The sequence below is a fragment of the Mesorhizobium sp. SARCC-RB16n genome (assembly GCF_008520305.1).
Lineage (GTDB): Bacteria > Pseudomonadota > Alphaproteobacteria > Rhizobiales > Rhizobiaceae > Mesorhizobium.
Genome location: NZ_ML703269.1, coordinates 247,729 through 273,575 on the forward strand (window position 1 = coordinate 247,729; position 25,847 = coordinate 273,575).

Consider the following 25,847-nt stretch of genomic DNA (forward strand, 5'->3'; position numbering starts at 1 on the left):
CAAATGGCCGGATTCGTCATAAAGCCGCCAGAGCATACACCATGAACATCTTCGCCGATTTCACCGCGCGAGTCGTAAAGGCCGTCGAAGCGCTTGACCTGAAAGACAGCAATGGCGTTTCGCCTGATCTGTCGCGCATCGCCGTCGAGCCGCCGCGCGACGCCAGCCATGGCGATCTCGCGACCAATGCGGCAATGGTGCTGGCCAAGCCAACCGGCCAGAACCCGCGTGCGCTGGCCGAGAAACTGGCGGAAGCGCTGCGGGTGGACACAGACGTCGCCGCCGCCGAGGTCGCTGGTCCCGGTTTCGTCAATCTGCGGCTCAAGGACGGTTTCTGGCAGGCGCATCTGTCGGCGCTTCTGGGCGAGGGCCGTAACTATGGCCGCTCGGCGATCGGCGCCGGTCGCAAAACCAACGTCGAATATGTCTCGGCCAACCCGACCGGGCCGATGCATGTCGGCCATTGCCGGGGTGCCGTCGTCGGTGACGCGCTCGCCAATCTGATGGCGTTCGCCGGCTACGACGTGACCAAGGAATATGTCATCAACGACGCCGGCTCGCAGATCGACGTGCTTGGACGCTCCGCGATGCTGCGCTACCGCGAAGCGCTTGACGAGGATATCGGCGAGATTCCGCCGGGACTTTATCCCGGTGACTATCTCGTCTCCGTCGGCGAGGCCCTGGTCAGGGAGTTTGGCCGTTCCTTGCTGCAGATGCCGGATGACGAGGCGCTGGCCGTCGTCAAGGACCGGACTATCGATGCGATGATGGCGATGATCCGCGAGGATCTTGCGCTGCTCAACGTGCATCACGACGTGTTCTTTTCCGAACGCACGCTCCATGCCGACAATGCCAGGAAGATCCGCTCGGCGATCAATGACCTGACGCTGAAGGGCCATATCTACAAGGGCAAGCTGCCGCCGCCCAAGGGCGAGAAGCCGGACGACTGGGAAGATCGCGAGCAGACGCTGTTCCGCTCGACCGCGGTCGGCGACGACATGGACCGGGCGCTGGTCAAGTCCGACGGATCGTTCACCTATTTCGCCGCCGATGTGGCTTACCTGAAGGACAAGGTCGATCGCGGCTTCGTCGACCTGATCTACGTTCTCGGTGCCGACCATGGCGGCTATGTGAAGCGGCTGGAGGCGCTGGCGCGGGCGATTGCCGGCGACGACGTCAAGCTCACAGTCCTTTTGTGCAATCTGGTCAAGCTGTTTCGCGACGGCGAGCCGGTGCGCATGTCGAAGCGGTCCGGCGATTTCGTGACGCTGCGCGAGGTGGTTGAAGAAGTCGGACGCGATCCGATCCGCTTCATGATGCTCTACCGCAAGAACGATGCGCCGCTCGATTTCGACTTCGCCAAGGTGACCGAGCAGTCGAAGGACAATCCGGTGTTTTACGTGCAGTACGCCTCGGCGCGCTGCCATTCGGTGTTCCGGCAGGCGAGCGAACAGTTGGGGGAGGCGAATTTCGACCGCAACAAGCTGGCGGCCGCGGCAACATCGCTGACCGACGAAGGTGAAATCGGCCTGATCAGGAAGCTTGCAGAATATCCACGCCTGATTGAATCAGCGGCACTTGCGCTCGAGCCGCATCGGCTGGCATTTTATCTCTATGATCTGGCTTCCAGTTTCCATGGACACTGGAACCGTGGCACGGATAATCCGGACTTACGTTTTGTTAAGGTTAACGACCGACAATTGACGCATGCCAGACTAGGGCTGGTGCAGGCTGTTTCGGATGTTCTGACGTCCGGCCTGACGTTGATCGGAGCCGCTGCGCCCACCGAAATGCGTTAGGTTTGACTAAAAAACCTGTCACCTTTTGCCCACATTGCGCTGGTAAGGGCCAACCCTGCGCGACGTCCAAGGCGTCCGAATGAGTGCGAGTTCGGGAACAATAATGGCAGACAGACCCCAGCTGAGAGTAGCCGACAACAACGACATCGCCGACGATGATCCGTTCGCGGAACTGACCAGGATCATGGGTTTCGACCCGCGCCAGCCGGTCAAGCCGCAGGCACCGACCCAGCCGAAAGCCGGTGTCGTCGATCCGTCCGCCGGAGGGGACGATTTCGACATCGATCTCGAGAAGGAGCTGATGGGCGAATTCGACGCTGCCGATAGCGTTGCTGCTCCAGTTGTCGAGACTCATGAGCCGGCATTCGAGCCGACGGCCGTCGATGTGGCGGACGACGATCTTGCGCTGTCGCTCGATGACGATTTCCACCTGGACATGTCGGATGCCGATGACGAGGCCGTCGCCGCCAGCCATGCGAACCATGGCGCTCCGGACGTTGTGCCGTCCGTCGAGCCTGCCTTCGATGCCGATTTCGACAATGCCGCAGCCAGTTCTCTCGAAGACGTTTCGCCCTTCGACGACGATCTGCCAATGGAGGACGAGCTTGCCGCCTCCCTCGACCAGGATTTCCATATCGAGGACGAGGCTGCCGAGACCCGGTATGCCGTTGAATCGCCGGTTGCCGAAGTGCCGGTTGCCGTCGAGCCGACCTCCGACCATGAATTCGACGATGCGGTCGCGATCTCGCTCGAAGACGAGCTGATGCTCGGTGACCATGCTGCGGATCAACGCCAAGCGGCTGCTGTCGAATACCCAGAACCTGTACTGGCCACAGCGAATGAAACCCAGGCGATCTCCGACGAGGATTTCGTAGGCCACTTCGACGATGCCATGGCCGATGTCGACGTGGATTTTGACGTTCAGGCGGATGAGCCAGAGGCTTTTGACGAGAAGCAAGCGCACGAGTTGCTTGCCGATGCCGTCGAGCCGACGGACGAGATTCCAGGCGCTGAAGCCGTTTCGGACGATGCTTTCGACCTGAATTTGGACGAGGCGTTTGCCCAGCCTGCCGAAGAGCCCGTCGCTGAAATCGCCGCGGTTCCCACGCAGTCGGCAGCGCCCGTGGCAACCATTGCGCCGCCGGTGCAAGCCATCAATTCCGACGAACGAAGCCTCGAAGACGAGTTGAACGCGCTTCTTGGCGCCATGACCGCGCGCACGCTGCCGTCGGCCAAGGAGCCGGTCACGGCTCAGCCCGTCGTGACCCAGCCGTCCGCGGCGACCGTTCAGCCGCCTCTCGCCGCGACAGCAAAGGCCGCGGAGGAACCCACCGATCTCGTTGGTGACCTCGACTGGGACCTCGATGAACCAGCATCCGAGGATGTGCATCACTCCGGCTCCGCCCAGGCCGCCGGCGTCAACTTCGACGACTTGTCGCTCGATGAACTTCAGGACCAGGATTTCGGCTCGGATACCGCTGAACAGGGTGATGTCGATCTCGACAATGATGCCTTCGACGCCGCCTTGGCCAAAAGCCTCGATTCGCGCAACGAAACAGGGTCCCAGCGGGATCAGGCCGATTCGCTCGATTGGCTGGCGGATCGCTCCGCACAGTCGGAGCCGGCCCGTTCTTGGAGCCGCGTGACACCGGTTCCCCAACAGCCGGCATTTGCCGCGCAGCCTGTCGCCTCGATGGCGGCCAGGACGCCAGCACCGGAAGCGACGACCGCGGTGCCGTCTTACCGTTCGGCCGAGCCGGTTGCAGCTGCTCCCTATATGGCTCCGGTGTCGGCGCCGCAGGCGCCGCAGTCCTCGCGCTATGAAGAGATGCCCGATGTCGAGACGGTCGATGTGCCGGAGCGCGTCGTGGCGTTGGCTGACGATCTCGACATTCCGGAGTTGCATTTCGAGGAAGATGAGCCGGCAGCAGCCGGTTATGACGATCTCGACGCCGAGTTCGCCAGCCTTTTGACTGAAATGAATTCGGTCGAGGTCGCGCCTGCTCCTGCAGGCAACGCCGCCTATGCCGACGAATCCTACAATGTCGGGTTCAATACGGGATATGGCGCTGCCAATCCGGGACATGACGCTGTCAATCCGGGATATGAAAGGGCCAATCCCGGATACCAAGAACCCGCTTATCAGCCGGAAGCGCGGACCTATGCGGCACGGCCGGCGGAAATGCCTGCCCGTGCGGCGGCTTCGGGCTATGCCGATGCTGCCGAAGGATTCGATCTCGACAATCTGCCTGGCAGCCAGCCGGTTTCGCAGGCGGACGATTTTACCGTCGATGAACTCGACTACGATCCCGAACTGGACGAAGCGATGTCGGTTCCGGGCCTTGGCGAGCGGGAAGCCGCCAGGTCGTCGGGCCGGCGCGGCCTGTTCATTGCCGCGATTGTCGGTGCCGTTGCGGTCGCAGGCGGCCTTGGCGCCTTCGCGCTGTCTTTGGGCGGCAAGGGCGGCAGCGAAGCTCCGGTGATCGTCAAGGCCGACAATTCGCCGATCAAGGTCAAGCCGGCAAATCCGGGCGGCACCGTGGTGCCGAACCAGGACAACAAGGTCTATGACGCGGTGGTCAAGGGCGCGAAGCCCGCCGAGCCGGTCCAGCAGAAGCTCGTCACCAACACCGAAGAACCGGTGGACGTGCAGGCGAAGGACCCGGCCCGCGCCGTCGATCTTTCTCCCGGCCAGAACGATGCCGCCGGTACGAACGGCGGTGGCGAGGTTTCGACCGCTGGCGCGGCCCCGGCTGACAATGCGGCGCCCGCGCCCAAGTCGGAGGATCGCATCGCCCAGGTCCTGCAGGACGCCGACAAGGGTACCAATAACGACGTCGTTGCCGTTGCGCCGCGCAAGGTGAGGACCATGGTGGTCAAGTCCGACGGCTCACTGGTGGCGCGCGAGGACCCGGCACCGGCGGCACCGCAGGTGGCCGCGGCGGAGCCGACCGATCCGGCGCCGCAGCATGTGGCGCCTGCCGGCCAGGCCGAGGCCGGCCAGACTGCCACCGATCAGACTGGCACCGACCAAACTGGCACCGACCAAACTGACACCCTGGCGCCCGCCGCCGTGCAGGCCGACGATGCCCCGGCTCTGAAACCCGCCGCCAAGCCAGCCAAGGCTGAAGCCAAGGCGCAGTCGGCCAACACGCCAGCCAAGGTTGCGATCGCGCCGCAGCGTCCGTCCGACCAGCCGGTCGATGTGGTCGGCGAAGTCAAGCCCGATCAGGTCGCTTCCATCGATCCGGCCTCGACCGCGACCGGCAGCGGTTCGTGGTCGATACAGATCGCTTCGCAGCCGACGGTGGACAGTGCCCAGTCGACCTACCAGGATCTGCAGCGCCGCTATGGCAGCGTGCTTTCCGGCCGCACGGCCAACATCGTCAAGGCCGAGATCGCTGGCAAGGGCACGTTCTACCGCGTCCGCGTTCCAGCCCAGTCGCGCAACGATGCCATCAATCTGTGCACCAGCTACAAGGCCGCTGGCGGCAACTGCTTCGTATCGCGCTAGACGTCGATCCAATCCTTCAAAGCCGGCGCGGCCCAAGGCCGTGCCGGCTTTTTCATATAGCGATATTCATATGCCTGACTTTTTCATGTGGAAGCATGTCTTGCAGCCCGCCGCATGCGGTCAGGGATGATTCCCTTTGACCGCGCGAAGCCCTAGACTCCTGAAATGACCGAATCAAAATCCATGATCCTCGGCTGTGCCGGGAAATCGCTCACCCGCGAAGAAATCAGTTTCTATCGCAATGAATGCCCGTGGGCGTTCATCCTGTTTGCCCGCAATATCGGCGAGGCCGAGCAGATCCGCGACCTGGTCGCCGAAATGCGTGACTGTATCGGACGCCCGGACGCGCTGGTGTTCATCGACCAGGAAGGTGGCAGGGTACAGCGCCTGCGGCCGCCGCTGGCGCCGAACTATCCGGCCGGCGGCGCGCTTGGGGCGCTGTGGCGCGACGATCACGACGCCGGCGCCCGAGCCGCCTGGCTGATGGCGCGGCTGCATGCCTTCGACCTGCTGCGCTACGGCATTTCAGCGGATTGCCTGCCGGTGCTCGACGTTCCGATCGAAGGGGCCAGCGATGTCATCGGCGCGCGCGCCTATGGCAAGGATCCGCGTCCGGTCATCGAACTTGGCCGCGCCGCGGTCGAGGGCCTGATGTCGGGCGGTGTGCTGCCCGTGATGAAGCATATTCCGGGACACGGCCGCGCCTTTGCCGACACGCATTTCGAACTGCCTGTCGTCGACGCCTCGCTCAGCGATCTGCAGCGGCACGACTTTGCTCCGTTCCGTGAGCTCAACCATCTGCCGATGGCGATGACCGCGCATGTCGTCTACAGCGCGATCGATCCCAAGAACCCGGCGACCACGTCCGGCAAGGTCATCGACGAGATCATTCGACGCGAGATCGGCTTCGATGGACTGCTGATGAGCGACGACACCTCGATGAAGGCACTTTCTGGGGATTTCCCGACAAAGGCGGCCTCGATCCTTGCGGCGGGCTGCGATCTGGTCCTTCACTGCAACGGTGTTTTTGAGGAGATGGCGGGCATCGCATCGCGCACCACGGGGCTTGAAGGCAGGTCACTGGAGCGTGCCAAGCGGGCGATGACCTATATAAGCAAACGCGACGCGGCCGAAGAAACCGAGATCCGTGCCGAATTCGCCACCTATTTCGACGCGGTGGCCTAGCAAGAGGAAGTGACAGGCAGTGGCGGAAGCATTGGAAAGCAAGGCCGTGAAGGCCGCACCGATGGACCGCCTGTGGGCCGAGAACGATGAGTCGCGGCTGACGGGCGATCCGTCGCTGGTCGTCGACGTGGCCGGCTTCGAAGGCCCGCTCGATCTTCTCTTGCATCTTGCCCGCACCCAGAAGGTCGATCTGGCGCGCATTTCCATCCTGGCGCTGGTCGAGCAATATTTGACCTTTGTCGAGACGGCGAGGGCGCTGCGGCTCGAACTTGCCGCCGACTATCTGGTGATGGCAGCGTGGCTGGCCTTCCTCAAATCGAAGCTCCTGATCCCCAAGCAGCCGGGCGAAGAGGGCGAAAGCGGCGAGGAACTGGCGGCGGTGCTGCAATTCCGGCTGAAGCGGCTCGAAGCCATGCGCGATGCGTCGGCGCGTCTGGTCAACCGCAACCGGCTCGGCCGCGACGTGTTCGCGCGCGGCATGCCGGAAATGGTCATCATCGAAAAGCGCAACACCTATTCGGCTTCGCTTTACGATCTCTTGACCGCCTATGCCCAACAGCGGCAGAAGCAGGCGATCACCAATGTGACGATCGCCAGGCGCGGCGTCTGGTCACTCAAGGACGCCCGCGACATCCTGATCCGGCTTATCGGCTCATTGCGCGACTGGACGACGCTCGACAGCTTCCTCATTCAATATCTGACCAGTCCGCAAGAGCGGCGCACCGCGATCGCCAGTTCGTTCGCGGCGACCCTGGAACTGGTGCGCGAGCGCAAGGTCGATATGCGGCAGGACGAGGTGTTCGCGCCGATCTACCTGCGCGACCACCGCGCACTGGCAATCAAGGCAGTCGAGGTGGCATCATGAGCGAACGCGCCAACGCTTCGGTTATCCCTTTCAAGATGGAAGATGAGCCGGAAGAGGGCGAGATCGACCAGAATCCGGCCGAGCGCCTGCATATGGCGGAAGCCGTGCGCATGGCCGAGGCGATCGTGTTCGCCAGCGCCGAGCCCGTCAGCGAAAAGCAGCTTGCCGCACGCCTTCCCGATGGCATCAACGTCGCCCTCGCCATGACGGAGCTGCAGCAGATCTACGCCCGGCGCGGCGTCAATCTGGTGCGGGTGGGCGACGCCTGGGCGTTCCGCACCGCCGGCGACCTGGCGTTCCTGATGAGCCGCGATACGGTGCAGCAGCGCAAGCTGTCGCGGGCGGCGCTGGAGGTGCTGGCGATCATTGCCTATCACCAACCGGTGACGCGCGCCGAGATCGAGGACATCAGAGGCGTCGAGACCTCGAAGGGAACGCTGGACACGCTGCTCGAGACGGAATGGGTCCGCATGCGCGGCCGGCGCAAAACGCCCGGCCGTCCCGTCACCTATGGTACCACCGAAACCTTCCTCGATCATTTCGCGCTTGAGGAGATACGCGATCTTCCGGGTATGGAGGAACTGAAAGGCGCCGGCCTGCTATCGGGCCGCATGCCGTCGAACTTCTCCATCCCGCAGCCGCCGGCCGATCCCGACGCGCTGACCGAGGACGAGGATCCGTTGACCGACATCGATCTCGAGGAACTCGGTCTGCTGACGCCGCGCGTCACGGAAGATTGACCACGAGCGCCTATCAAAAGCCGCTTTACGCCTTTACATGCGCCGTTTGGTAGCGGGCCGCGTCGCTGAAAATGCGTGACATCCGACACCCTTTCATAAACTCTGTCGCGGTTGTGTTTGAATCCCAACGCGAAAACGCATAGATCATCGCCAGGGAAAACATTCGAGAGAGATTTGCTATGGGTTCATTTTCGATTTGGCACTGGATGATCGTGCTGGTCATCGTGCTTCTGGTGTTCGGCCGCGGCAAGATCCCCGAGTTGATGGGCGACATGGCCAAGGGCATCAAGAGCTTCAAGAAGGGCATGGCCGACGACGACGTTGCCGACGACAAGCGTACCGTCGAGCACCGCGCCGACGAAACCGTTTCGGGCGTGAAGGAAAAGGCCAGCAAGAGCTGAGCCAAAAATTCTAGTCGGAACAGATTGCCATGTTTGAAGTCGGCTGGACCGAAATGCTGGTGATCGCGATCGTCATGATCGTGGTCGTCGGGCCGAAGGATCTGCCCAAGATGCTGCGCACCTTCGGCCGCACGACGGCGAAGCTGCGCGCCATGGCGGCCGACTTCCAGAAACAATTCAACGAGGCATTGAAGGAAGCCGAGCTCGACGACGTGAAGAAGTCGGTCGACGAGCTCAGGGGCCTGAGCCCGGTTGCCGAGATCCGGAAGCAGCTCAATCCGTTCGAACAGGCGGCGGCCGATGTGCGCGCAGGTGTCGACGCGGCGATGAAGCCGAAGCCGGCCGCTGATCCGGGAACGCCCGCCGCTTCGACGCCGCTGGCCGCCGAGCCGTTGAAGAATGGCGCAACGACAATGCCAGGCGTCAACGGCACGGATGTCGCGCCGCCGGCACCGATTTTCCCGGCGATGACCGATGAATCGGTGGTGGCGACCTCCACGGAACCTGCCGTAGCGCCGAAGACAGCCAAGAAAACCGCCAAGACGGCACCGGCTGCAAAAGCTCCGTCCAAGGCCTCGGCGTCCGCGAAGGCGGTGACGGCAAAAGCCTCACCAGCGGTGACGGCAAAAGCCGCACCCGCGCCCAAGGCGTCGACAAAGCCCACGACAGCGGCAAGGGCTGATACCGCGGCTGTGACTAAGCCCGCCGGCAAGGCGACTGCTGCCAAGGCTGGGACGAAAGCCGAACCGAAGCCTGCTCAGGCGAAGAAGCCGGTGACCAAGAAGACGGCTGGAGCCGCCAAGTGAGCGTTTCGGACAAGGAAAAGGACGAGATCGAGAAATCGTCCGCGCCGCTGATCGAGCATCTCATCGAGTTGCGCCGTCGCCTGATCTGGTCGCTCGGCGGGTTCTTCGTTGCCTTCCTGGTTTGCTTCTTCTTCGCCAAGAGGCTGTTCAACCTTCTGGTCGTCCCCTTCAAATGGGCGACGAAGTGGGCGGGGCTCGATCCGCACAAGGTCGAGCTGATCTACACCGCGCCGCAGGAATTCTTCTTCACCCAGGTCAAGCTCGCCATGTTCGGCGGCATGGTCATAGCGTTCCCGCTGATCGCCACGCAAATCTACAAGTTCATCGCGCCCGGCCTCTACAAGAACGAGCGCAACGCCTTCCTGCCGTTCCTGATCGCGTCGCCCGTCCTGTTCCTGATGGGCGCTTCGCTGGTCTATTTCTTCTTCACGCCGATGGTGATGTGGTTCTTCCTCGCCATGCAGCAGGCCGGCACGGACGAGCAGGTGCAGATATCGCTGCTGCCGAAAGTGTCGGAATATCTCAGCCTGATCATGACGCTGATCTTTTCCTTCGGCCTGGTGTTCCAGCTGCCGGTGGTGACCAGCCTGATGACACGCGTCGGCATGCTGTCGTCCAAGGCGCTGGCCGAGAAGCGCAAATGGGCGATCGTCATCGCCTTCGTCGTCGCTGCCGTGCTGACCCCACCCGATCCGATGAGCCAGATCGGCCTAGCCATCCCGACCATCCTGCTCTACGAGGTCGCCATCTGGTCGTCCCGGCTGATCGAGCGAAGCCAGGAGCGCGAGCGTCTGGCACGCGAAAAGCAGGAGGCTGGTGAGACCGTCGCCGACAAGGCACCGGACGAGCCTCCGGCGCCAGCTGCCTCGTAAGACGCCAGCGGCGGCGGAAAACGACAACCGCCGCCCGGCCTCATCTTGCATCGATCAAGGATGCGGTTTACGCCCTCTGGCTGAAACGCATCGCCATCAAGGCGGTGCGTTTCAGTTTTTGTTTTGAGCATGTCGTTGTCCCAAAACCACTGCGCACTGTTGGGCGACATGCTACCCGAGGAGCGTTCAAACCATGCTTGACATCAAATGGATTCGCGACAACCCGAAGGCCCTTATCGAGGCGCTGGTGAAGCGCTCGTGGTCGTCCGAGGAGGCGCAGTCCACGGTCGATGATCTGATCGCCCGGGATGAGGCGCGGCGCGGGCATGTCACCGAACTGCAGACCAAGCAGGAGCGCCGCAACGCCGCCTCGAAGGAGATCGGCAACGCCATGCGTTCGGGCGATGCCGCCCTTGCCGAAAAACTGAAAGCCGAAGTCGGCGAGATCAAGACCTTCATCCAGAATGGCGAGGCGCGTGAGCGCGAGCTCGACAAGGCGCTGAACGACGCGCTGGCGGTGCTGCCCAATGTGCCGTTCGACGACGTGCCGGTCGGCAAGGACGAGCACGACAATGTCGTCAGGCATATCGTCGGCAAGGCGCCGACGCGGCCGAACTGGGTGAAGGAGCATTTCGAGATCGGCGAAGCGCTCGGCATGATGGATTTCGAGCGTGCCGCGAAATTGTCGGGCTCGCGCTTCACCGTGCTGAAGAGCGGCCTGGCGCGGATGGAACGCGCGATCGGCCAGTTCATGCTCGACCTGCACACGACCGAACACGGCTATGAGGAGGTCATCCCGCCGCTGATGGTGAAGGACGACGTTCTGTTCGGCACCAACCAGTTGCCGAAGTTCGAGGAGGATCTGTTCTTCACGCCGCACGGGGAGGGCAGGCTTGGCCTGATCCCTACCGCCGAAGTGCCGCTCACCAATCTCGTGCGCGAGGAGATCACGGCGCATGAAAAGCTGCCGCTGCGCTACACCGCGCTGACGCCCTGCTTCCGTTCGGAGGCAGGCTCGGCGGGCCGCGATACACGCGGCATGCTGCGCCAGCATCAGTTCTACAAGGTCGAGCTGGTGTCGATCACCGACCAGGAATCCTCGCTCGCCGAGCATGAGCGGATGACGCAATGCGCCGAGGAAGTCTTGAAGCGGCTCGAACTGCCGTTCCGTACCATGGTGCTGTGCACCGGCGACATGGGCTTTGGCGCGCGCAAGACCTATGACATCGAGGTCTGGCTGCCCGGCCAGAACGCCTATCGCGAAATCTCGTCCTGCTCTGTCTGCGGCGATTTCCAGGCGCGCCGCATGGACGCCCGCTACAAGGACAGAGACGGCAAGGGCAACCGCTTCGTCCACACGCTCAACGGTTCGGGCACCGCTGTCGGCCGCGCTCTCATAGCTGTCATCGAAAACTACCAGAATGAGGATGGCAGCGTAACCATTCCTGAAGTGCTGCGGCCTTACATGGGCGGCCTGGAAAAGATCGAATCGAACTAATGCGTATTCTTCTGACCAATGACGACGGCATTCATGCCGAGGGACTGGCGTCGCTCGAACGCGTCGCCCGCACGCTGTCCGACGATGTCTGGGTGGTGGCGCCGGAACAGGACCAGTCGGGCTATGCGCATTCGCTGTCGATCTCGGAGCCGCTGCGATTGCGCAAAATCGGCGAGAAGCATTTTGCCGTGCGCGGCACGCCGACCGATTGCGTCATCATGGGCGTCAAGAAGATCCTGCCTGGTGCACCCGACCTGATCCTGTCCGGCATCAACTCGGGCGCCAACATCGCCGACGACGTGACCTATTCCGGCACCGTCGCCGGCGCCATGGAAGGTGCTTTGCTCGGCATCCGCTCGATCGCGCTCAGCCAGGGTTACAGCTATGTCGGCGAGGACCGTGTCGTCCCTTATGAGACCACCGAAGCGCTGGCGCCGGCGCTGCTGAAGAAGCTCGTCGCGACGCCGCTGCCGGACGGCGTGCTGCTCAATGTCAATTTCCCCAACTGCCTTCCCGAGGAGGTGGCCGGCACGGTGGTCACCACGCAGGGCAAGCTGGTGCACAGCCTGTGGGTCGACGAGCGCCGCGACGGGCGCGGCCTGCCATATTACTGGCTGCGCTTCGGCCGCGAGCCTGTCGAGGGCAAGCAGGGAACCGACCTCTTTGCCCTGCGCAACCGGCTGGTGTCGGTGACACCGTTGCAACTTGACCTTACCGCGCATGAGATCCGTGACCAGCTCAGCAAGGCGCTTGCATGAATCAAGGCTTTCCAATCGATGATCGCGAAGGATTTGCCGCTTTCCTGCTGCGCCTGCGCGGCAGGGGAATGGTGCCGAAGGCGCTGATCGCGGCTTTCGAAGCGACGCCGCGGCGCGGCTTCCTGACGGCGCAGTTCCATCCGATCGCCTGGTCGGATCGCATGCTGCCGATCGAATGCGGCGAAGCGATCGAAGGGGCTGACATGCAGGCGGCGGTGATCGCCGCACTCGCCATCGAAGCGGGAAACCGCGTGCTCGAGATCGGCACCGGTTCCGGCTACACATCGGCTGTCATGTCGCGGCTGGCCGCGCGCGTCGTGACCGTCGATCGCTACAAGACGCTGGTCGAGCAAGCCCGGCAGCGTTTCGAGGCGCTCGGCATCGGCAATGCCATCGTGCGCCAGGCCGATGGCTCCAACGGATTGCCCAATGAAGGGCCGTTTGACCGCATCGTCGCCTGGGCGGCATTCGACAGCCTGCCGCGCTTCCTGCTCGACCAGTTGTCGAGCGGCGGCATCGTCATCGCACCGATCGGACCGGAGGAGGGCGAGCAGGTGCTGGCCAAGCTCACCAAGGTCGGCAGCCGTTTCGAACGCGAGGATATCGGCATGGTGCGGCTGCAACCGATCCTGCGCAGTTTAGCAGCGGTTATCTAGTTTCAGGCAGGCTGCCGATCTCTTTCGGGCCTAGGTTTCCGTACCGCCGACCGTCCCCAAATGTTTTAAGAAAATTTTCGTCGGATTCTAATGGGTTAACCGCCCAGTAACATTAACGCGCTTTAATCCTGTCCAGTTGGTGCAGCGTTTGTGCGGGTTAGTGCGATGCAACTCAGTGTTTTGAAAGCAAATAGTCGCAATCTGGCGCGGGGCTGCGCTGTTCTGATGATTGCGGGCGCGGCAGCAGGGTGCAGTTCCCAGGCTTCGCGGTTCAACAGTGTCGACGACGTCTTCACATCCTCGACAAACAATCAGCGCGCCATCATCAACAAGCAGGATGCCGTGCAGCCCTATCCGGGCGATGTCTCGGCCGCTCCGCTCGACGGCAGCCACACGCAGTCGGTGAGCCGCTCCAGTCTCGAACCTGTTTCGAGCCGGCCCTTGCCGCCGCCGGCTTCCGCGCAGGCGGCTCCGGCGCTCGCGCCCGCCGCCAATCCGGTACGTGTCGCATCGGCGCCCGCTCTGGTGCGCCCGGCGCCGCATCTCGACAGGGCGACGACCGGCACTGTCGCGCCGACCGCGAAGCCTTTCAAGAATGCCCAGCCGGACGAGCCGAAGATGGCCCAGGCCGGCACGCCGCACGCGACAGAAATCGTCGTCAGGGACGGCGAGACCCTTTCCGGCCTGGCGGCGCATTACAAGGTGCCGGCCGATGTCATCATGAAGGTGAACGGCCTGAGCCCGACCAAGGGGCTGAGGACCGGCCAGAAGATCGTCATCCCGGCCTATGCCTATTCAAGCAAGGGCGAGCCGAAGGTTGCCGACGCAAAGCCGGCGAAAGAGCGCAAGCACGATCTGCCGGCCACCGCGCCGGACAAGGTGGCCGTGCTGCCGCAGCAACCGAAGCTGAAGGAAGGCAAGTCCGCCGCTCAGATCGATGCGTCGGCCGCGGCGAACCAGCCCAAGGAACCCAAGCCGGCGCAGGTGGCCAAGGCAACCGGCGCCGCCGGTACCTATACGGTCCAGTCCGGCGACACGATGTCCTCGATTGCCAGAAAGACCGGCGTCGGTGTGGTTGCGCTGAAGCAGGCCAACGGCATGAAGGATGGCATGTTGAAAATCGGCCAGACCTTGAAGGTGCCGGCCGGCGGAACGGCGACGGTCGCCAGCGCCAAGCCGGTGAAGGTCGATCCGGTGACCACCGCCACCACACAGCCGGCGGCAAAGGCCACACCTTCGGAAACGCTGGCATCCTACACGCCGCCGAAGAAGGACACGAAAGTCATCCAGCAGGCCGAGGACGACGAGGCGGTGGCGCCGGGTGCCACTGGTATCGGCAAAATGCGCTGGCCGGTCCGTGGCCGGGTGATCTCCGGCTTCGGATCCGGCAAGGACGGCGTCGACATCGCCGTGCCAACCGGCACGCCGGTCAAGGCGGCCGAGAATGGCGTGGTCATCTATGCCGGCAACGGGCTGAAGGAATTCGGCAACACGGTGCTGGTGCGTCACGAAAATGGCCTGGTCACCGTCTATGGCCATGCCAGCTCGATTGAGGTGCAGCGCGGCCAGAAGGTCAAGCGCGGCCAGGAAATCGCACTCTCGGGCATGAGCGGCACGACGGACTCGCCGAAGCTGCACTTCGAAGTGCGCAAGAACTCGGCTCCGGTCGATCCTTCAGCCTATCTCGAATAGAATAAAAAACGCAGATGCGGGCCGCCTGACCTCCAGTCCGGCCCGCCGGCTCAGCCCGCCCCGCAAGGAGCGGGCTTTTTCAGTTTGCCAGATGGCAGTTTTCAAGGCTCAAAGATGATCGCGCAGCGTGTCGGCGATCATGACCTCGAGGCTGCTGGCCTCGATGCCGAGAAGTATCTCGGTGTCGGAAGTATCGACCAGCAAAGGGCTCTCGAAAAGATAGCTCATCTCGATGAGCTCATGCATGCCCAATGCTTCCATCTCGGCAGTGGAATAGGAACGGATTTCAGAAACCTCTTGTCGAAGCATCGCAGCGGTTTTCTGGATAAGCTGGCGGGGTGAGGCGTATTGCGAGGGAACGTGAAACGCTCGCCCCCATTCGCCCGTGTAACGGGAAGCCGCGACAAGTGTCCTGGCGACGTCCTTGGCGAAGGCCCAGGCATGGGTTGCGTCGAGGTTTCCAATGAAGGCAGTGGGTTTCCCCTTGATGATGGAGGGTAGCGCAACTAGGGAGAAGTAGCTGATGGCGCCATGTCCGAGATAGTCGCTGGACCGCACTTCGATCGCCGGTACATCGGCACGGACCGCCCGCTGCCACATGATCGTCCTTGCGGTTCCTTTCTTCGAAGTCGGGTCCAAGGGCAAGTCGGAACGAAGCGGGCTGTCGGCATTTTCCCCATAGCCATAAAGGTTTCCAAGCACGATGAGCTTCGTGCCGACCGTTTCGGCCGCGCGCACGGTACCGTCGATGATGGGGAAGAAGTCGGTCGGCCACCTGTGATAGGTGGCCATGGCACACATGAAGATGGCATCGGCGCCCTGGCAGATACGCGCGAGTTCCGAAGCATCGGTCGCGTCGGCCTTTACGCCCCGCACGTTCTGCAATGTGTTCGAACCGACGCTCCGGCTGGTGAGAACGACATCATGTCCCTCCTCGCCAACAAGGCGAGCGGTTTCGCGACCGACCGGGCCGGCTCCGACGACAACATAGAAACTCATGGCATAACCTCTCGTCCAAGTTTGATGGAGAGGCGTGAGTACAGGTCCACGGCATTGAAAATCGCGCGGGAATTGCCAAGTCTTGAACAGGTTTTGCCATGAATCGAGAGAGCATGCGTTCGCAATACGCTTCGGCCCAAGCCGCGTCCGACGTAACAATGGCCGCCCGGCATGTCGAAGCCGGCGTCTACCGTCTGCCCCGGGCGCCACACCATCGCATCATGGTGCATGCCAGCGCGGCGACGCGCACCTACTGCAATCGGGTCGGACGATATTTCGTCAGGCGCGCCGGCGATATCGACCTGGTGCCGACCGGCCAGGAGGGCGGCTTCGAGGCCGAAACCTCGTTCGACACGATAGAGATCGCGTTGCAGCCAGCGCTGATGGAAAGGTGGCGGCGGAGCTTGGCGGCAAGGCACAAGCCTTGCGGTTCGACGCGCGTCACCTGCTTCGTGACCAGCGCATCGAACATCTCGCCCGAGCGCTCGAGAGCGAACTGAACGCAAACTCGCCGAGCGACCCTTTGTTTGCCGACAGCATTGGCGCCGCACTGGCGGTGAGGCTGCTTGGCCTCGGTGAACCTGATGTCGGTCGCACGAACCGCTTGTCGAATGCCCAGCTCCAGCGCGTGCTGGATCACATCGAGGCGGCTCTCCACGAGCCGCTTTCGATCCATCGACTAAGCCGAGTTGCCGGCGCGAGCAGCTCGCATTTGCGGACATGGTTCAAGGTGGCGACGGGCGTCACCCTGCACCGCTACGTGTTGCGACGTCGCGTCGAACGCGCACGCGTTCTGCTGTTGCGAGGCGATCTCAGCACAAGCGAAGTGGCTGAAATGACGGGCTTCGCGCACCAGTCACATCTGGCGCACTGGATGCGTCGCGAGATCGGCCAAACCCCGCGCGGCCTGCGACGGGATCAGCCGCCCAAATAGCCCTTGCGCTTGATCGCGCTGGCGACGCGATGCGAACGCGTCAATCCTGCAGCGGTTTGCCGAGCCGGCCGGCCAAATCCTGGGTGAACTGCCAGGCGACGCGGCCGGAGCGGCTGCCGCGCGTCGTTGCCCATTCCAGAGCTTCGGCGCGCAACTGCCCGGGGTCTATGTCGAGGCCATGATGGGTGGCATAACCATTGATCATATCGAGATATTCGTCCTGCGAACATTTGTGGAAGCCGAGCCACAGGCCGAAACGGTCTGACAGCGAGACCTTTTCCTCGACCGCTTCGGACGGGTTGATGGCGGTCGAGCGCTCATTGTCGATCATGTCGCGCGGCAACAGATGGCGGCGGTTCGAGGTGGCGTAGAAGATGACGTTGGCCGGGCGGCCCTCGACGCCGCCTTCAAGGGCTGCCTTCAGCGATTTGTAGGACGTGTCGTCATGATCGAAGGACAGGTCGTCGCAAAACAGGATGATGCGGAAAGGGGCCGCCTTCAGCAGGCCCATCAGCTTCGGCAGCGTATCGATGTCCTCGCGGTGGATTTCGATCAGCTTCAGCGGCAGGCCGGATTTGGCCTTGGCGTTGATTTGTGCATGCACGGCCTTGACCAGCGACGATTTGCCCATGCCGCGCGAGCCCCACAACAGGACGTTGTTGGCGGCGAAGCCGGCGGCGAAGCGCTTGGTGTTGTCGACGAGGATGTCGCGGACGCGGTCGACGCCGCGGATCAGGCCGATGTCGACGCGATTGACCTTGCGCACCGGCTCCAGATAGCCGGGGTCGGCCTGCCAGACGAAGCAATCGGCCACGTTGAGGTCGGTTTCAGGCACCGGCGGCGGAGCGAGGCGGCTGACGGCCTCGATCAGGCGGTCGAGTTTCTGGTTCAAGGCGTCGATGCTGATATCGGTCATGTCAGGTCTTTTGCTTTGGTTCTTGCGGTGGCTGGCGGAACCGGTTCGATTCCGGCGGTTTCGAAACCGGTTGCAACCATTTGTTCGAACGTGATCTTTTCCGAAAACCGGCTCGCGCTTTTGGTGATCCTGCTCTAACACGGCTAAACAGGCCGGAAAAGCAGCGGATTTGCCCGGCCGCGCAGTTGCATTGACAACTTTACCGACTATATTCCGGCCAAATTTCGCGGGGCCGCCAAATTCCACAAGACGGTTTGGCGGCTGTTTTCAAAATTCAGGAGTACCTCGATGTTCGTGACACCGGCATACGCCCAAGGCATCGGCGGCGCCTCTCCCGATATGTTCATCAGCATTTTGCCGTTTGTCCTGATTTTCGTGATCATGTATTTTCTGATCATCCGCCCGCAGCGCACGCAGCTGAAGAAGCGCGGCGAGATGCTGGCGGCGGTTCGTCGCGGCGACACGGTCGTCACCGGCGGCGGTTTCGTCGGCAAGGTGACGAAGGTGATCGACGACAACGAGCTGGAGATCGATCTTGGCGGCGGCACGAAGGTGACGGCGCTGCGCTCGACGATCGCCGACGTGCGCGTCAAGGGCGAACCGGTCGCCAACCAGAACGCCAAGAAATAACCAGATTCCAGGCGGAGCGATCCGCGGACACGCTCTGACGGACGACGCCATATGCTTTATTTCTCGCGCTTCAAGATGATCCTGATCTGGCTGGCCGTGGCCGCCACAGTGATCCTCGCCGCGCCCAACCTGTTCCCCGCCAGCACGCTGGCCCAGCTCCCCAGTTGGGTGCCGAAGCGGCAGATGACGCTCGGCCTCGACCTGCAGGGGGGTTCGCACATCCTGCTGGAGATGAACCAGAACGATCTGATCAAGGATCGGCTGGAGACGGCGCGTGATGAAATCCGCACACTGCTGCGCGATGCCAAGATCGGATATACCGGCCTTGCCGGCACGGGCCGGACCTTGCAGGTCCGGATCACCGATCCAGCCCAACTCGATGCCGCAAAGAAGGCTTTGAAGAGCTTGACGGATCCTGTCGCCGCCGGCCTGTTCAGCGGCGGCTCCGTCCAGGAAATGTCACTGGACGATTCGGAGCCCGGCCTGCTCAAGTTCACCGTCACCGACGCCGGCATCAAATACCGCACATCGACCGCACTGGAACAGTCGATCGAAGTGGTCCAGCGCCGCGTCAACGAACTCGGCACGACCGAGCCTATCGTGCAGCGGCAAGGTGACGACCGCATCCTCGTCCAGGTGCCTGGCCTGCAGGATCCGCAGCGGCTGAAGGAAATCCTCGGCCAGACCGCAAAGCTGACCTTCCAGATGGTCGATCAGTCGATGCCGGTGCAGGACGCCCTCAAGGGACGCCCGCCGGCCGGCGATTCGGTGCTCTATTCGCAGGACGATCCGCCGGTTCCTTACCTGATCGAGAATCGCGTCATCGTATCGGGTGAAAACCTCGTCGACGCGCAGGCGACGTACAATTCGCAGAACAACGAGCCGGTGGTTTCGTTCCGCTTCGATTCGAAGGGCGCCGCACGCTTCGGTCAGGCAACCGCGCAGAATGTCGGCAAGCTGTTCGCCATCATCCTCGACAACCAGGTGATCTCGGCGCCGCAGATCCGCGAGCCGATCCTCGGCGGCACGGGCCAGATCTCCGGCAATTTCACCGCCCAGAGCGCCAACGACCTCGCCGTGCTGCTGCGAGCCGGCGCGCTGCCGGCGACGCTGACCGTCATTGAGGAACGGACCGTGGGTCCGGGCCTCGGCCAGGATTCGATCCATGCGGGCAAGGTCGCCGGCATCATCGGTTCGATCCTCGTCGTGGCGTTCATGTTCGTCGCCTACGGGTTCCTCGGCTTCCTCGCCAACATCGCGCTGGCGGTGCACGTGGCGATGATCGTCGGGCTGCTGTCGCTGCTCGGCGCGACACTGACCTTGCCCGGTATTGCCGGTATCGTGCTGACCATCGGCATGGCGGTCGATTCCAACGTGCTGATCTACGAGCGTATCCGCGAGGAGCGACGCGCCGGTCGCTCGGTGATCCAGGCGATCGACACCGGCTTTTCGAAGGCGTTGGCGACCATCGTCGATTCCAACGTTACGTCGCTCATTGCGACAGTGGTGCTGTTTTATCTCGGTACCGGGCCGGTGAAGGGCTTTGCCATCACCTATGCGATCGGCATCCTGACCACAGTCTTCACCGCCTTCACCTTCACCCGCCTGCTGGTCTCGATCTGGCTGCGGCGTGCGCGTCCGAAGGAACTGCCGCGCGCACCGGTGACCTTCGTTCCACCTGGCACCAAAATTCCGTTCATGGGTATCCGCCGGTGGACGTTCGCGCTGTCGAGCACATTGTCGATACTGTCCGTCGTGTTGTTCATGAGCGTCGGCATCAATTACGGTATCGACTTCAAGGGCGGTTCGCTGATCGAGGTGCAGTCGAAGAGCGGCGATGCCAATCTCGGCGATATTCGCAGCAGGCTGACGGAACTGAACATCGGCGAAGTGCAGGTGCAGCAGTTCGGCACACCCAACGACGTGTTGATCCGCGTCGGCACGCAGGACGCGGGTGAAAATGCCGAGCAGACCGTGATCGACAAGGTGCGCGGCGAGCTGCAGGACCAGTATAATTTCCGCCGTGTCGAAGTGGTGGGCCCGACGGTTTCCGGCGAACTGGCCAAGCAAGGCACGATAGCCATGATCGTCGCGCTGGCCGGCATCCTGATCTATGTCTGGTTCCGCTTCGAGTGGCAGTTCGCGGTCGGCGCCATCGTCGCGACGGTGCACGATGTGGTCATGACGCTCGGCTTCTTCGTCATCAGCGGGCTCGAATTCAACCAGTCGTCGCTGGCGGCGATCCTGACCATCATCGGTTATTCGCTGAACGACACGATCGTGGTCTATGACCGCGTCCGCGAGGATCTGCGAAAATACAAGCGAATGCCGTTGCCGCAGCTGTTGAACAACGCCATCAACGAGACGTTGTCGAGAACGACGCTGACGTCCGTGACGACCAGCTTGGCGCTGCTGGCGCTGGTGCTGTTCGGCGGCGAAGTGATCCGCTCCTTCACGCTGGCGATGCTGTTTGGTGTCGTGTTCGGCACCTATTCCTCGATCTTCATCGCGGCGCCGTTGCTGATCCTGTTCAAGCTGCGACCGCAGGCTTCGGCCGATGAGGAAAAGCCGGTCAACGGCGGCAAGGCGGTCGCGACCTGACGCGCGGCGGGGTGACAGAGTGGCGACCGGCAAAGGCATCGTCATCCGCGAGGCGCATTTCCCCGGCCGCGCGCCGATCGAGGCCTATGGCAATGGCGGATTCCGCTTTGCCGACATGTCGCATCGCGGCTCGCTCCTGTGCCTGCCGTCCGGAATCCATGGCTGGGAGCCGGAAAATCCCTTGGCGCTGACGGCAGCGGATTTCGAAAAACTTCTGGCCGAGGCCGACAAGGTCGAGATCCTGCTGGTTGGCATGGGTCGGGATTTGCGACCGTTGCCGGCGGCGCTGCGGGCCACTCTGAAAGAGGCCGGCATAGCGTCCGACCCGATGTCGACCGGGGCCGCGGTGCGGACCTACAATGTCCTTCTGGCGGAAGACCGCGCCGTGGCTGCCGCGCTCATCGCCGTCGATTGATATGTCGCAGAATGCCAAAATCGTCATGGACGCGGTGCGCGCCGCCGATCGTGATCGCTATCTCACAGCACTCTATGCGCCTGCCGAGAAGCGCGATGGGCTGTTTTCGCTTTACGCTTTCAATGCCGAGATCGCCGGCATCCGCGACCGCATCCATGAGGCGTTGCCCGGCGAGGTACGGCTGCAATGGTGGCGCGATGTGATCGCCGCCGGCGGCGAGGCGGGCGCGGGCCATCCCGTTGCCGAAGCCTTGAACGCCACCATTACAGCGTTCAAGCTGCCGAAACTGGCCTTCGAGAACATGCTCGAGGCACGTGTCTTCGATCTCTACGACGACCCGATGCCATCGCGTACCGATCTGGAGGGCTATTGCGGCGAGACTGCAGCCGCGCTCATCCAGCTCGCGGCAATGGTGCTCGATCCCGTCGAGGCGCCAAGGTTTGCCGAACTGGCGGGCAGGGCGGGCTGCGCGCAGGCGATGACGGGCCTTTTGCTTCTGTTGCCGTTGCACCGCAGGCGCGGGCAATGTTTTATCCCGGCCGATATTCTGGCGGCCGCCGGTTCGTCGCCGGAAGAATTTGTTGCCGGCGACGGCGGGCCTGGCGCCCCGCGCGCCGTGGCCGCGATGATCGCGCTGGCGCGCGAACACCTTTCCGCCTTCGAGCAAGGTGCTGCCGCGCTGCCGGGGTCGTTGCGTCCGGCATTCCTGCCGCTGGCGCTGTCACGCGCTTATCTCGACAAGATGGAAGGCTCGCGCCACTCACCGCTCGGCGGCGTGGCGCGGCTGTCGGCGTTACGCAGGCATTGGTTGCTGCTACGTCGTGCAGGCAAGGGCTGGCCGGCACTTTGACGTAAACGTCAATCGTGATAAGGAGTCGCCCAGCCGGGAACTTGTCGCCGAAGACGACACGCCGGTCCGGAGGAGGCCATCCATGAGTTTGCCAGTATTGGTCGCGATCGTCGTCCTTGGCATTGCTCTGTCGGTCGCCGCCGTGCATTTCACCGGCGGCAGCAAGATGGTCACTCTGACCGGCGCGGATCAAGCGATAGGCCGTTTCGCGGAGGATTTTCCCGACGAGATTGCGACTGCTGTTCGACTAACCGCGGACAGCCGGTCCGCTTTTCTCGATCTTGGCCATGGCCGCACGGGCATCGTCCACGGTATCGGCGACTGCTTTCTGACCCGCGTCGTGACGCCTGGGGACGTCGTTGTGTCCAATGCTGACGAGACGAACACGATCCAGGTGCGGCTGAGGGATTTCACCTGGAAGGGCGGCCACTTCCGCTTCGCCAATGCCGCCGACGCGCGGGCCTTGCTGAACGCTCTTGGGCCGCGAGACACGAGTTCCGCCAAGGAGGCCGCGTGATGGACAGCTACGATTTTCCGCAGGTCACCCAACTGGCCATTCCGTTTTTCGTTGCAGCGATCCTGATCGAGCTATGGCTGGTGCGTACAGGTCGCGCCAAGGGCTCGTTCGAAACCCGCGACACGCTGACCAGCCTGATGATGGGGACGGGCAATGTCGTCGCCGGGCTGCTGCTTGGCGTCGTCTCCTACTGGGCGCTGCTGTGGCTATGGCAGTTCCGTGTCTTCAATCTCGGCCTGTCGGTCTGGGTCTTCTTGGCCGCCTTCCTGCTCGATGATCTGCGCTACTATGTCTATCACCGCATTGCGCACCGGGTGCGCTGGGTGTGGGCGGAGCACGTCAACCATCATTCCAGCCAGCACTACAATTTGTCGACGGCGCTGCGGCAGAGCTGGACGGGCCTGTTTACTTTCATGTTCGTGCTGCAGGCGCCGCTGGTGCTGCTCGGCTTCCATCCGGCCGTGATTGCCTTCACCTTCGGCTTCAATCTCGTCTGGCAGTTCTGGATCCACACCGAGACGATCGGCAAGATGTGGGGCTGGTTCGAGTTTATCTTCAACACGCCGTCACACCACCGCGTCCACCACGCCACCAACCCGCGCTATCTCGACGCCAACTATGCCGGCACGCTGATCATCTGGGACCGCATGTTCGGCACCTTTGTCGAAGAGCTTGAAGAGGACCGGCCACGTTACGGCATCGTCAAGAACCTGGGCACCTTCAACCCGCTGAAAGTGGCGTTCCACGAATGGATCGGCATGTTCAGGGATGCGTTCGCGCACGGTCTGACGCCGCGTGAGCGCCTGAACTACCTCATCAAGCCGCCAGGCTGGAGCCATGACGGTTCGCGGGAAACGTCGGAGAGTTTGAAGGCGGCTTATGTCAGGCGGAATCCCAGCGAAGCGGGGATGCCGGGGCTGCCGATGGCAAGTGCCGAACCGGCCGAATAATTCTGCTACGATGGCTCGCTCGACCCGCCATCGCGCACTAGCGTTTCATAGTCGCGACCGCCGTAGAATATGTTGACGATGTGCACGAGATCATTGTCCACGACGTAAGCGATAATGGCGGAGTGTTCGAATGGAACGGTTCGCAAGCCCGGCACGATGTCGTCACGGGATCGGCCACCGCGGGGCGCGTTGCCGATGCTCTGGCATCGGTCTTCGATCCGAAGAACGAATTTCAATGCGACCTCAGGACTGCCGCTGGCCTCGGCGATGTGCTTGAAAATGTCAGCGAGGTCATTCCTTGCGTCTTCTCGATAGTCGACCTCAAGCCGCCGAATCATCGGCACGGCTCGAATACTGGGCGAAAAGCCCATGCAGATGAGTGCGAATCTCGTCTCCTGAATGGCTTGGCCTCGTATCTTCGATCGAAGCCTTCACGCGCGCCCGGATCGAGGCCATACGCTCGGCATGTTCCTCTTCTTCGCGCCGGAAGGCGCGAAGGGCAGCCCGGATCACCTCGCTCGCTGAGCCGAAAGAGCCATCCTCGACTTTTTCACGAATCATACGCGCCATGGCGGGTGTGACGGTGACGGATAGTTTCTCAGCGGATTCCACGTGTCGGCTCCTGCGGTGCAAAGTAGGATACTATACCATTTTACGCCCTGATCCAAACTGATGTAGCAATCCGCTATTCTGCGGCCTCAGCCGTTAGTGCAGGTAGTCCCAGCCATTCGCGGCAGTCGGCCCGCGCACGCGACGTGATGGCATGACGCTTCGCTATCGTTTTGTCCTTGCCGCGCAGACGCTTGCCTTCGACTTTCTGCGCTTCAACAGGTGGAAACAGGCCGAAATTTACGTTCATCGGCTGGAAGGAACGCTTGCCCGGTTCGTCATCCGAAACGATATGGCCGCCGGTAATGTGGTTAAGCAGCGCGCCGAAGGCCGTGGTGAGCGGCGGAAGGGACGGTGCATGGCCAAGTCGTTCGGCGGCCGCGAAGCGTCCTGCGAGCAGGCCGATGGCCGCACTTTCCACATAGCCCTCGCAACCGGTGATCTGGCCGGCAAAGCGCAGGCCTGGGCGAGACTTCAGCTGCAGCGAGTTGTCGAGCAAGGTCGGGGAGTTGATGTAGGTGTTGCGGTGCAGGCCGCCGAGGCGGGCGAAGTCGGCGTTTTCCAGGCCCGGAATGGTGCGGAAGACACGGACCTGCTCGGCGTGCTTCAGCTTCGTCTGGAAGCCGACCATGTTGTAGAGCGTGCCCAGCGCATTGTCCTGCCGCAGTTGGACGACCGCATAGGCCTTTACCGTCGGGTTGTGCGCATTGGTCAGGCCCATCGGCTTCATCGGTCCATAGCGCAGCGTCTCGACGCCGCGTTCGGCCATGATCTCGATTGGCAGGCAGCCGTCGAAATAGGGCGTGCCTTCCCACTGCTTGAACTCGGTCTTCTGGCCGTCGACCAGCGCCTGCACGAAGGCAAGGTACTGGTCCTTGTCCATCGGACAGTTGATATAGTCCTTGCCGGTGCCGCCGGGCCCGACCTTGTCGTAGCGCGACTGGAACCAGCAGGTGTTCATGTCGATCGTGTCGAAATGGATGATCGGCGCGATCGCATCGAAGAAGGCCAGCGCATCAGCGCCGGTCGCCTCGGCGATCGATTGGGCAAGCGATGGCGCGGTCAGTGGCCCGGTGGCGATGATCGCCTGATCCCACTCCGCCGGCGGCAGGCCGGGAACTTCCTCGCGCTCAATGGTGATCAGCGGGTGTGCTTCGAGCTTTTTCGTCACGGCGTCGGAAAAACCGTCGCGATCGACGGCCAGCGCGCCGCCAGCCGGCACCTGGTTGGCGTCGCCAGCACTCATGATCAGTGAGCCGGCGAGCCGCATTTCGGCATGTAGCAGGCCAACGGCGTTGTTTTCGGCGTCATCGGAGCGGAAGGAATTGGAACAGACGAGTTCGGCCAGTCCATCGGTCTTGTGGGCGTCGGTACCGCGAACCGGGCGCATTTCATGCAAGATGACCGGGACGCCGGCCTCAGCCGCCTGCCACGCCGCTTCGGAGCCGGCAAGGCCGCCGCCGATGATATGGATTGGATTGTTGCTCATGGCGCCGGAATAATCGCTTGCCGCCGCGATTGCAATTGTCGCGCGCGCGAAACGCTGGTTGGGAAAGCCACCCCTTGAAACAACAACACCCGCCGGGGGAGGAGGTCCGGCGGGTGTCGTTTTGGGGGTCGACCCTCGGGAGGAGGTGAAG

Annotated in this window: 25 protein-coding genes; 20 read left to right on the plus strand and 5 right to left on the minus strand. The window is 62.7% G+C overall.

Annotated elements, in window-relative coordinates; genetic code table 11:
• Nucleotides 1–41 precede the first annotated feature (41 nt).
• The 12 genes from argS to C7I87_RS17920 all read left to right on the plus strand — a co-directional run bounded on the left by argS (nt 42) and on the right by C7I87_RS17920 (nt 14,786).
• The gene (gene argS, locus C7I87_RS17865) at nt 42–1,799 is read left to right on the plus strand and encodes an arginine--tRNA ligase (protein ID WP_149905440.1); all 1,758 of its coding nucleotides are present in this window, start codon (nt 42–44) and stop codon (nt 1,797–1,799) included.
• A 103-nt stretch (nt 1,800–1,902) separates the two neighbouring features.
• Entirely contained in the window at nt 1,903–5,313 is a 3,411-nt protein-coding gene (locus C7I87_RS17870) for an SPOR domain-containing protein (protein ID WP_149905441.1), read from the plus strand.
• A gap of 165 nt (nt 5,314–5,478) precedes the next feature.
• Nucleotides 5,479–6,498, plus strand: coding sequence for a beta-N-acetylhexosaminidase (gene nagZ, locus C7I87_RS17875; protein ID WP_149905442.1), 1,020 nt, complete (start codon nt 5,479–5,481; stop codon nt 6,496–6,498).
• A 61-nt stretch (nt 6,499–6,559) separates the two neighbouring features.
• The gene (locus C7I87_RS17880; RefSeq protein ID WP_149905523.1) at nt 6,560–7,363 is read left to right on the plus strand and encodes a segregation and condensation protein A; all 804 of its coding nucleotides are present in this window, start codon (nt 6,560–6,562) and stop codon (nt 7,361–7,363) included.
• The gene (scpB, locus tag C7I87_RS17885) at nt 7,360–8,103 is read left to right on the plus strand and encodes an SMC-Scp complex subunit ScpB (protein ID WP_149905443.1); all 744 of its coding nucleotides are present in this window, start codon (nt 7,360–7,362) and stop codon (nt 8,101–8,103) included. Before C7I87_RS17880 ends, scpB begins: the two co-directional genes overlap by 4 nt.
• 179 nt (nt 8,104–8,282) lie before the next feature.
• Nucleotides 8,283–8,504: a twin-arginine translocase TatA/TatE family subunit gene (locus tag C7I87_RS17890; protein WP_149905444.1), complete on the plus strand. Its 222-nt coding sequence runs from the start codon at nt 8,283–8,285 to the stop codon at nt 8,502–8,504.
• 29 nt (nt 8,505–8,533) lie between these two features.
• A complete protein-coding gene (gene tatB, locus C7I87_RS17895; protein WP_149905445.1) occupies nt 8,534–9,310 on the plus strand; it encodes a Sec-independent protein translocase protein TatB in 777 nt (258 codons plus the stop codon).
• Nucleotides 9,307–10,182, plus strand: a complete 876-nt coding sequence (gene tatC, locus C7I87_RS17900) for a twin-arginine translocase subunit TatC (protein WP_149905446.1) — start codon at nt 9,307–9,309, stop codon at nt 10,180–10,182. Before tatB ends, tatC begins: the two co-directional genes overlap by 4 nt.
• Nucleotides 10,183–10,375: 193 nt before the next feature.
• Nucleotides 10,376–11,680 (plus strand): serine--tRNA ligase, encoded by a 1,305-nt coding sequence (serS, locus tag C7I87_RS17905; RefSeq protein WP_149905447.1) that lies wholly within the window; start codon nt 10,376–10,378, stop codon nt 11,678–11,680.
• Nucleotides 11,680–12,438, plus strand: a complete 759-nt coding sequence (gene surE, locus C7I87_RS17910) for a 5'/3'-nucleotidase SurE (RefSeq protein ID WP_127281111.1) — start codon at nt 11,680–11,682, stop codon at nt 12,436–12,438. Before serS ends, surE begins: the two co-directional genes overlap by 1 nt.
• Nucleotides 12,435–13,094 carry a protein-L-isoaspartate(D-aspartate) O-methyltransferase gene (locus tag C7I87_RS17915; RefSeq protein WP_149905448.1) on the plus strand — a complete coding sequence of 220 codons (660 nt, stop codon included), beginning with the start codon at nt 12,435–12,437 and terminating at the stop codon, nt 13,092–13,094. Before surE ends, C7I87_RS17915 begins: the two co-directional genes overlap by 4 nt.
• A 165-nt stretch (nt 13,095–13,259) precedes the next feature.
• Nucleotides 13,260–14,786 (plus strand): peptidoglycan DD-metalloendopeptidase family protein, encoded by a 1,527-nt coding sequence (locus C7I87_RS17920; protein ID WP_149905449.1) that lies wholly within the window; start codon nt 13,260–13,262, stop codon nt 14,784–14,786.
• A 108-nt stretch (nt 14,787–14,894) separates the two neighbouring features.
• Here the strand turns inward: C7I87_RS17920 and C7I87_RS17925 are convergent, their stop codons facing one another.
• Nucleotides 14,895–15,785: an NAD-dependent epimerase/dehydratase family protein gene (locus C7I87_RS17925; RefSeq protein WP_149905450.1), complete on the minus strand. Its 891-nt coding sequence runs from the start codon at nt 15,783–15,785 to the stop codon at nt 14,895–14,897.
• Between the two features lie 113 nt (nt 15,786–15,898).
• On the opposite strand from C7I87_RS17925, the gene C7I87_RS36630 reads away from it, so the two are divergent.
• Both C7I87_RS36630 and C7I87_RS36635 read left to right on the plus strand, forming a co-directional pair.
• Entirely contained in the window at nt 15,899–16,285 is a 387-nt protein-coding gene (locus tag C7I87_RS36630; RefSeq protein WP_306440508.1) for a hypothetical protein, read from the plus strand.
• The gene (locus C7I87_RS36635; protein ID WP_306440509.1) at nt 16,210–16,719 is read left to right on the plus strand and encodes a helix-turn-helix domain-containing protein; all 510 of its coding nucleotides are present in this window, start codon (nt 16,210–16,212) and stop codon (nt 16,717–16,719) included. The genes C7I87_RS36630 and C7I87_RS36635 overlap by 76 nt, the downstream gene beginning before the upstream one ends.
• Nucleotides 16,720–16,759: 40 nt before the next feature.
• Here C7I87_RS36635 and C7I87_RS17935 read toward each other — a convergent pair whose 3' ends face one another.
• Nucleotides 16,760–17,635, minus strand: a complete 876-nt coding sequence (locus C7I87_RS17935; protein WP_149905451.1) for an ATP-binding protein — start codon at nt 17,633–17,635, stop codon at nt 16,760–16,762.
• Nucleotides 17,636–17,923: 288 nt separating this feature from the next.
• Between C7I87_RS17935 and yajC the strand changes: the two genes are divergently transcribed.
• The 6 genes from yajC (at nt 17,924) to C7I87_RS17965 (ending at nt 23,598) form a co-directional block, all read left to right on the plus strand.
• Nucleotides 17,924–18,265 (plus strand): preprotein translocase subunit YajC, encoded by a 342-nt coding sequence (gene yajC / locus C7I87_RS17940; protein ID WP_010909882.1) that lies wholly within the window; start codon nt 17,924–17,926, stop codon nt 18,263–18,265.
• Between the two features lie 51 nt (nt 18,266–18,316).
• Nucleotides 18,317–20,866 carry a protein translocase subunit SecDF gene (secDF, locus tag C7I87_RS17945; protein ID WP_149905452.1) on the plus strand — a complete coding sequence of 850 codons (2,550 nt, stop codon included), beginning with the start codon at nt 18,317–18,319 and terminating at the stop codon, nt 20,864–20,866.
• Nucleotides 20,867–20,885: 19 nt separating this feature from the next.
• Complete coding sequence (locus tag C7I87_RS17950; protein ID WP_149905453.1) at nt 20,886–21,281, plus strand: Mth938-like domain-containing protein; 396 nt, start codon at nt 20,886–20,888, stop codon at nt 21,279–21,281.
• A gap of 1 nt (nt 21,282) precedes the next feature.
• On the plus strand, nt 21,283–22,131 hold the full coding sequence (locus C7I87_RS17955) for a phytoene/squalene synthase family protein (RefSeq protein WP_188393892.1): 849 nt from the start codon (nt 21,283–21,285) through the stop codon (nt 22,129–22,131).
• Between the two features lie 82 nt (nt 22,132–22,213).
• Nucleotides 22,214–22,648 (plus strand): hypothetical protein, encoded by a 435-nt coding sequence (locus C7I87_RS17960; RefSeq protein ID WP_149905454.1) that lies wholly within the window; start codon nt 22,214–22,216, stop codon nt 22,646–22,648.
• Entirely contained in the window at nt 22,648–23,598 is a 951-nt protein-coding gene (locus C7I87_RS17965; protein ID WP_188393888.1) for a sterol desaturase family protein, read from the plus strand. Before C7I87_RS17960 ends, C7I87_RS17965 begins: the two co-directional genes overlap by 1 nt.
• A 5-nt stretch (nt 23,599–23,603) precedes the next feature.
• Here the strand turns inward: C7I87_RS17965 and C7I87_RS17970 are convergent, their stop codons facing one another.
• From C7I87_RS17970 to trmFO, 3 genes are all read right to left on the minus strand, one after another.
• Nucleotides 23,604–23,969: a type II toxin-antitoxin system RelE/ParE family toxin gene (locus tag C7I87_RS17970; protein WP_246696300.1), complete on the minus strand. Its 366-nt coding sequence runs from the start codon at nt 23,967–23,969 to the stop codon at nt 23,604–23,606.
• Nucleotides 23,920–24,210, minus strand: coding sequence for a type II toxin-antitoxin system ParD family antitoxin (locus C7I87_RS17975; RefSeq protein ID WP_149905457.1), 291 nt, complete (start codon nt 24,208–24,210; stop codon nt 23,920–23,922). Before C7I87_RS17975 ends, C7I87_RS17970 begins: the two co-directional genes overlap by 50 nt.
• 73 nt (nt 24,211–24,283) lie before the next feature.
• Complete coding sequence (trmFO, locus tag C7I87_RS17980; protein WP_149905458.1) at nt 24,284–25,696, minus strand: methylenetetrahydrofolate--tRNA-(uracil(54)-C(5))-methyltransferase (FADH(2)-oxidizing) TrmFO; 1,413 nt, start codon at nt 25,694–25,696, stop codon at nt 24,284–24,286.
• Nucleotides 25,697–25,847 lie beyond the last annotated feature (151 nt).

Bases quoted from the DNA above. Each gene is read 5' to 3' on its own strand.
- argS (WP_149905440.1), top strand. From the start codon at position 42: ATGAACATCTTCGCCGATTTCACCGCGCGAGTCGTAAAGGCCGTCGAA.
- C7I87_RS17870 (WP_149905441.1), top strand. From the start codon at position 1,903: ATGGCAGACAGACCCCAGCTGAGAGTAGCCGACAACAACGACATCGCC.
- nagZ (WP_149905442.1), top strand. From the start codon at position 5,479: ATGACCGAATCAAAATCCATGATCCTCGGCTGTGCCGGGAAATCGCTC.
- C7I87_RS17880 (WP_149905523.1), top strand. From the start codon at position 6,560: ATGGACCGCCTGTGGGCCGAGAACGATGAGTCGCGGCTGACGGGCGAT.
- scpB (WP_149905443.1), top strand. From the start codon at position 7,360: ATGAGCGAACGCGCCAACGCTTCGGTTATCCCTTTCAAGATGGAAGAT.
- C7I87_RS17890 (WP_149905444.1), top strand. From the start codon at position 8,283: ATGGGTTCATTTTCGATTTGGCACTGGATGATCGTGCTGGTCATCGTG.
- tatB (WP_149905445.1), top strand. From the start codon at position 8,534: ATGTTTGAAGTCGGCTGGACCGAAATGCTGGTGATCGCGATCGTCATG.
- serS (WP_149905447.1), top strand. From the start codon at position 10,376: ATGCTTGACATCAAATGGATTCGCGACAACCCGAAGGCCCTTATCGAG.
- surE (WP_127281111.1), top strand. From the start codon at position 11,680: ATGCGTATTCTTCTGACCAATGACGACGGCATTCATGCCGAGGGACTG.
- C7I87_RS17915 (WP_149905448.1), top strand. From the start codon at position 12,435: ATGAATCAAGGCTTTCCAATCGATGATCGCGAAGGATTTGCCGCTTTC.
- C7I87_RS17920 (WP_149905449.1), top strand. From the start codon at position 13,260: ATGCAACTCAGTGTTTTGAAAGCAAATAGTCGCAATCTGGCGCGGGGC.
- C7I87_RS17925 (WP_149905450.1), bottom strand. From the start codon at position 15,785: ATGAGTTTCTATGTTGTCGTCGGAGCCGGCCCGGTCGGTCGCGAAACC.
- C7I87_RS36630 (WP_306440508.1), top strand. From the start codon at position 15,899: ATGCGTTCGCAATACGCTTCGGCCCAAGCCGCGTCCGACGTAACAATG.
- C7I87_RS17935 (WP_149905451.1), bottom strand. From the start codon at position 17,635: ATGACCGATATCAGCATCGACGCCTTGAACCAGAAACTCGACCGCCTG.
- yajC (WP_010909882.1), top strand. From the start codon at position 17,924: ATGTTCGTGACACCGGCATACGCCCAAGGCATCGGCGGCGCCTCTCCC.
- secDF (WP_149905452.1), top strand. From the start codon at position 18,317: ATGCTTTATTTCTCGCGCTTCAAGATGATCCTGATCTGGCTGGCCGTG.
- C7I87_RS17955 (WP_188393892.1), top strand. From the start codon at position 21,283: ATGTCGCAGAATGCCAAAATCGTCATGGACGCGGTGCGCGCCGCCGAT.
- C7I87_RS17960 (WP_149905454.1), top strand. From the start codon at position 22,214: ATGAGTTTGCCAGTATTGGTCGCGATCGTCGTCCTTGGCATTGCTCTG.
- C7I87_RS17965 (WP_188393888.1), top strand. From the start codon at position 22,648: ATGGACAGCTACGATTTTCCGCAGGTCACCCAACTGGCCATTCCGTTT.
- C7I87_RS17970 (WP_246696300.1), bottom strand. From the start codon at position 23,969: ATGGGCTTTTCGCCCAGTATTCGAGCCGTGCCGATGATTCGGCGGCTT.
- trmFO (WP_149905458.1), bottom strand. From the start codon at position 25,696: ATGAGCAACAATCCAATCCATATCATCGGCGGCGGCCTTGCCGGCTCC.